Below are 4,045 nucleotides of genomic sequence, written 5' to 3' on the forward strand. Positions count from 1 at the left end.
GATGTCGTCGGGCCCCGGCTGCCCGCCGACCGCCGCGAGCGCGGCACGCCCGGCCGGCGACGGCGTCAGCGGTGCCCGCAGCTGCAGGCCGCGCACTCCGGAGAGCAACTCAACGGCGAGCAAGGTGGTCAGGTTGTCGAGCACGGTCCGCAGCTTCTTGGTCGCTGCCCAGCCCATCGAGACGTGGTCCTCCTGCATGCCGCTGGTCGGCAGCGAGTCGACCGACGCGGGCGCGGCCAGCCGGCGGTTCTCCGCGACGATGCCGGCCGCCGTGTACTGCGCGATCATCAGGCCCGAGTTCACCCCGGCGTCCGGTGAGAGGAACGGTGGCAGGTCGCGGTTGCGGGTCACGTCGAGCAGCCGGTCCACCCGGCGTTCGGCGATCGCGCCCACCTCGGCGGCCGCGATGGCCAGGAAGTCGGCGGCGAACCCGAGCGGCGCGCCGTGGAAGTTGCCGGTCGACTCGACCCGGCCGTCGGTCAGCACCACCGGGTTGTCCACCACCGAGCGAAGCTCCCGCTCGGCGGTCTCGCGGATGAAGGCGAGCGTGTCGCGGGCGGCGCCGGCCACCTGCGGGGCGCAGCGCATCGAGTACGCGTCCTGCACAGCGTGCGCGAGGTCGTCGCGGTGCGAGTCCATGATGGCCGAGTTCTGCAGCAGCCGATGGATGTTCGCGGCCGACGCGGCCTGGCCGGGGTGCGGCCGGATCGCGTGCAGCTCGGGCAGGAACGGCCGCTCCGAGCCGAGCATCGCCTCGATGGAGAGCGCCGCGGTGACGTCCGCCATGGCCAGCAGGTGTTCCGCGTCCTCGATCGCGAGCAGCAGCATGCCGAGCATCCCGTCGGTGCCGTTGATCAGCGCCAGACCCTCCTTGGCGGCGAGCCCCAGCGGCTCGAGCCCGGCCGAGTGCAGCGCCTCGGCGGCCGACGCCCGCGCGCCGTCCTTGCCGACGACCCAGCCCTCGCCCAGCAGCGTCAGCGCGCAATGGGCCAGCGGCGCCAGGTCACCCGACGCGCCCAGCGAGCCGTGCTCCGGCACCCACGGTGTGATGCCGGCGTTCAGCAGATCGACCATGCGCTCCGCCAGCACCGGCCGCACCCCGGACAGGCCGAGGGCGAGCGAGCGGACCCGCAACAGCATCATCGCCCGGACGGTCTCCCGCGGCATCGGCGCGCCCACCCCGGCGGCGTGGGACCGGATCAGAGCATGCTGCAGCTCGGCCCGCCGCTCGGGCCTGATCCGCGTGTTCGCCAGCGCGCCGAACCCCGTCGAAACCCCGTAGACGGGCCGGCCCGACGCCTCGATCCCGTCCACGATGGACCGGCTCCGGGCCATCACCTCGATGGTCTCGCCGGTGATCTCGACCTTCGCGTCGTGGCGCGCCACCGCGACCACGTCGGCACTGGTGACCCCGGAGGGCCGGATGAGGACAGTCATTGCTTCACTCCGTGCTGCAGGACGTGTTCGACGAGCGGAACACCGGGCCGGTAAGCCAGGTGCAGGTGTGAGGGGGCGTCGAGAACGAGCAGGTCCGCCCGGTCGCCGACCCGCAGGTGGCCGATGTCGCCGCGGCGCAGCGCTGCCGCCCCTCCCGCGGTCGCGGCCCACAGCGCCTCGGCCGGCGTCAAGCCCATCTCGCGCACGGCCAGGGCGATGCAGAACGGCATCGACGAGGTGTAGGACGAGCCGGGGTTGCAGTCGGTCGCCAGCGCCACGGTCACGCCGGCGTCCAGGAGCCGGCGGGCGTCGGGGAAGGGCGAGCGGGTGGAGAACTCGGCGCCGGGCAGCAGCGTCGCCACGGTTTCGCTGCTTGCCAGGGCGTCCACGTCCTCATTCGACAGGTGGGTGCAGTGGTCGGCACTGGCGGCCTTCAGCTCGACGGCGATCTGCACGCCCGGGCCCGGCGCCAGCTGGTTGGCGTGGATGCGCGGCCGGAGACCTTTCGCGACACCGGCGGCGAGGATCGTGCGTGCCTGCTCGCCGGTGAAGGCGCCGCGGTCACAGAAGACGTCGATCCACTTGGCGTAGGGCAGGGCCGCGTCCAGCATCGGACCGGTGACCAGGCCGACGTAGTCGTCGCCGCCGGGGTTCACGTGCGCGCCGAGGAAGGTGGTCTCGTCGCTGAACTCGCGGGCGATGCGCAGGCTCCGGGCCTCGTCCTCGGTGGTGAGGCCGTACCCACTCTTGATCTCGATGGTGGTCGTGCCCTGCCGCCGCGCCTCGCCGACGAGCCGTCTCGTGTTGCTGCGCAACACATCGTCGCCGGCCGCTCTGGTCGCGGTGACCGTCGTCATGATGCCCCCACCGGTGTACGGGCGGCCGCCCATCCGCGCCGCGAACTCGGCCGCGCGGTCCCCGGCGAAGACGAGGTGCGCGTGGCTGTCCACGAAGCCCGGTACGACCGCCTTGCCGTCCGCATCGAGCCGCTCGTCGGCGGCCGGCGCCTCTCCCTGCGAGCCGACCCACGCGACCCGTCCGTCCTCGACGACGAGCGCGGCCCTTGTCCGCGCCGGCCCGTCGTTGGTGACCAGCTCGCCGATCCGGTCGATGAGCAGGCTCATGACAGCGCCTCCGTCAGCGCCGCCGCCACGTCGAAGGCGTTGTGCGCGCCGCCGGTCACCACCGGCCGCCCGTCCACGATCACGTCCGTGACGTCGGCCGCGGTGGCGGCGAAGACCGCCTGCTGCGGATCGACCCCGGCGGTACGCACGCCGTCCAGCGACACCGCCACGAGATCGGCGCGGCACCCGGCGCGGATCGCTCCCGCGTCGTCCCAGCCGATCGATGAGTGGTTCGCGGCCACCGCGATCAGCTCCGCCGCCGTGAAGGCGCCGCGCCGCTGCGACCCGAGCCGCTCGTTCATCTCCAGGCCCTGCGCCTCGGCGAAGTGGTCGATCACCGCGTGGCTGTCGCTGCCCAGGGACAGCGGGCTGCCCGCGTCGGCGAGCACCCGGGCCGGGCCGATCCCGTCGGCCAGGTCCCGCTCGGTGGTGGGGCAGAAGCAGGCGCCGGTGCCGCTGCCGCCGATGGCCTTGACGTCGTCGTCGGTGAGGTGCGTGGCGTGCACGACGGTGGTGCCCGGGCCGAGGATCCCGGTGCGGCGCAACAGCTCCGTGGGTGTGCACCCGTGCACCGCCTGGCACTGCTCGTTCTCGGCGGGCTGCTCGGAGAGGTGGATGTGCAGCGGCCGCCCGGTGATCAGCGCCAGATCCACGGCGGGGACCGCGCGCACCGAGTGCGCCGCCGCGCCGATCCGGGCGTGGCCGCTGGGTTGCAGGGCGCCCACCCGGTTCGTCCAGGCGTCGACGGACCCGTCGCTGAACCGCCTCTGCACGCCCTCGACCGGGCGTCCGTCCACCCGGGACGTGAGGTAGAGCGTGTCGAGCAGGGTGATCCGGATGCCGGCGTCGCGGGCGGCGGCGATCAGCGCGTGGCCCATCGCGTTCGGGTCGTCGTAGGGTGTGCCGTCCGGGCTATGGTGCAGGTAGTGGAACTCGCCGACTGCGGTGATCCCGGCCAGCACCATCTCGCCGTAGACGGCCCTGGCCAACCGGTAGTACCGGTCCGGGTTCAGGCCGGCCGCCACCCGGTACATGAGGTCGCGCCACGTCCAGAAGCTGCCGCGCCCGACGTGGGTGCGGCCCCGCAGCGCGCGGTGAAAGGCGTGCGAGTGAGCGTTGGCGAAGCCCGGCAGCACGAGCCCGCGCAGTCGGGTGGCGCCGCTGACGGCTCCCCGAGTCGCGACCTCCCGGATGCGGCCGTCCTCGACGGTGATCAGGACGTCCGGCTCGACCTTGCCGTCGACGAAGGCGTGGTCCGCCGCGTACACCGTCATGTCAGCTCCCCGAGCACCGCGGCCAGAGCCTCGACGCCGGCCTCGCAGTCGTCGTCGGAGGCGTGCTCGGCGGGGGAGTGCGACACGCCCGTCGGGTTGCGGACGAAGAGCATCGCGGCCGGGACGTGGGCCGAGAGCACCCCGGCGTCGTGGCCGGCGCCGGTCGGCAGGATCGGCGCGTCGCCCAGCAGCCGGGACAGCCGCTCGGCC

At 73.6% G+C, this 4,045-nt stretch carries 4 protein-coding genes; all 4 read right to left on the reverse strand.

The window, feature by feature from the left end; all coding sequences use genetic code 11:
* On the reverse strand, positions 1-1,437 hold a 1,437-nt coding region (gene hutH, locus AB0M20_RS30565; protein ID WP_364303787.1), incomplete at its 3' end, for a histidine ammonia-lyase.
* Positions 1,434-2,561, reverse strand: a complete 1,128-nt coding sequence (gene hutI / locus AB0M20_RS30570; RefSeq protein ID WP_364303788.1) for an imidazolonepropionase — start codon at positions 2,559-2,561, stop codon at positions 1,434-1,436. The genes hutH and hutI, both read right to left, overlap by 4 nt.
* Entirely contained in the window at positions 2,558-3,835 is a 1,278-nt protein-coding gene (locus tag AB0M20_RS30575; protein WP_364303789.1) for a formimidoylglutamate deiminase, read from the reverse strand. The genes hutI and AB0M20_RS30575 overlap by 4 nt, the downstream gene beginning before the upstream one ends.
* On the reverse strand, positions 3,832-4,045 hold a 214-nt coding region (locus tag AB0M20_RS30580), incomplete at its 5' end, for a M20/M25/M40 family metallo-hydrolase (RefSeq protein WP_364303790.1). The genes AB0M20_RS30580 and AB0M20_RS30575, both read right to left, overlap by 4 nt.

Origin of the sequence: Actinoplanes sp. NPDC051633, from assembly GCF_040681735.1 — a bacterium.
Lineage (GTDB): Bacteria > Actinomycetota > Actinomycetes > Mycobacteriales > Micromonosporaceae > Actinoplanes.

Excerpts from the sequence above, each read along its gene's own strand:
- AB0M20_RS30575 (WP_364303789.1), bottom strand. The coding sequence starts at position 3,835 with ATGACGGTGTACGCGGCGGACCACGCCTTCGTCGACGGCAAGGTCGAG.
- hutI (WP_364303788.1), bottom strand. The coding sequence starts at position 2,561 with ATGAGCCTGCTCATCGACCGGATCGGCGAGCTGGTCACCAACGACGGG.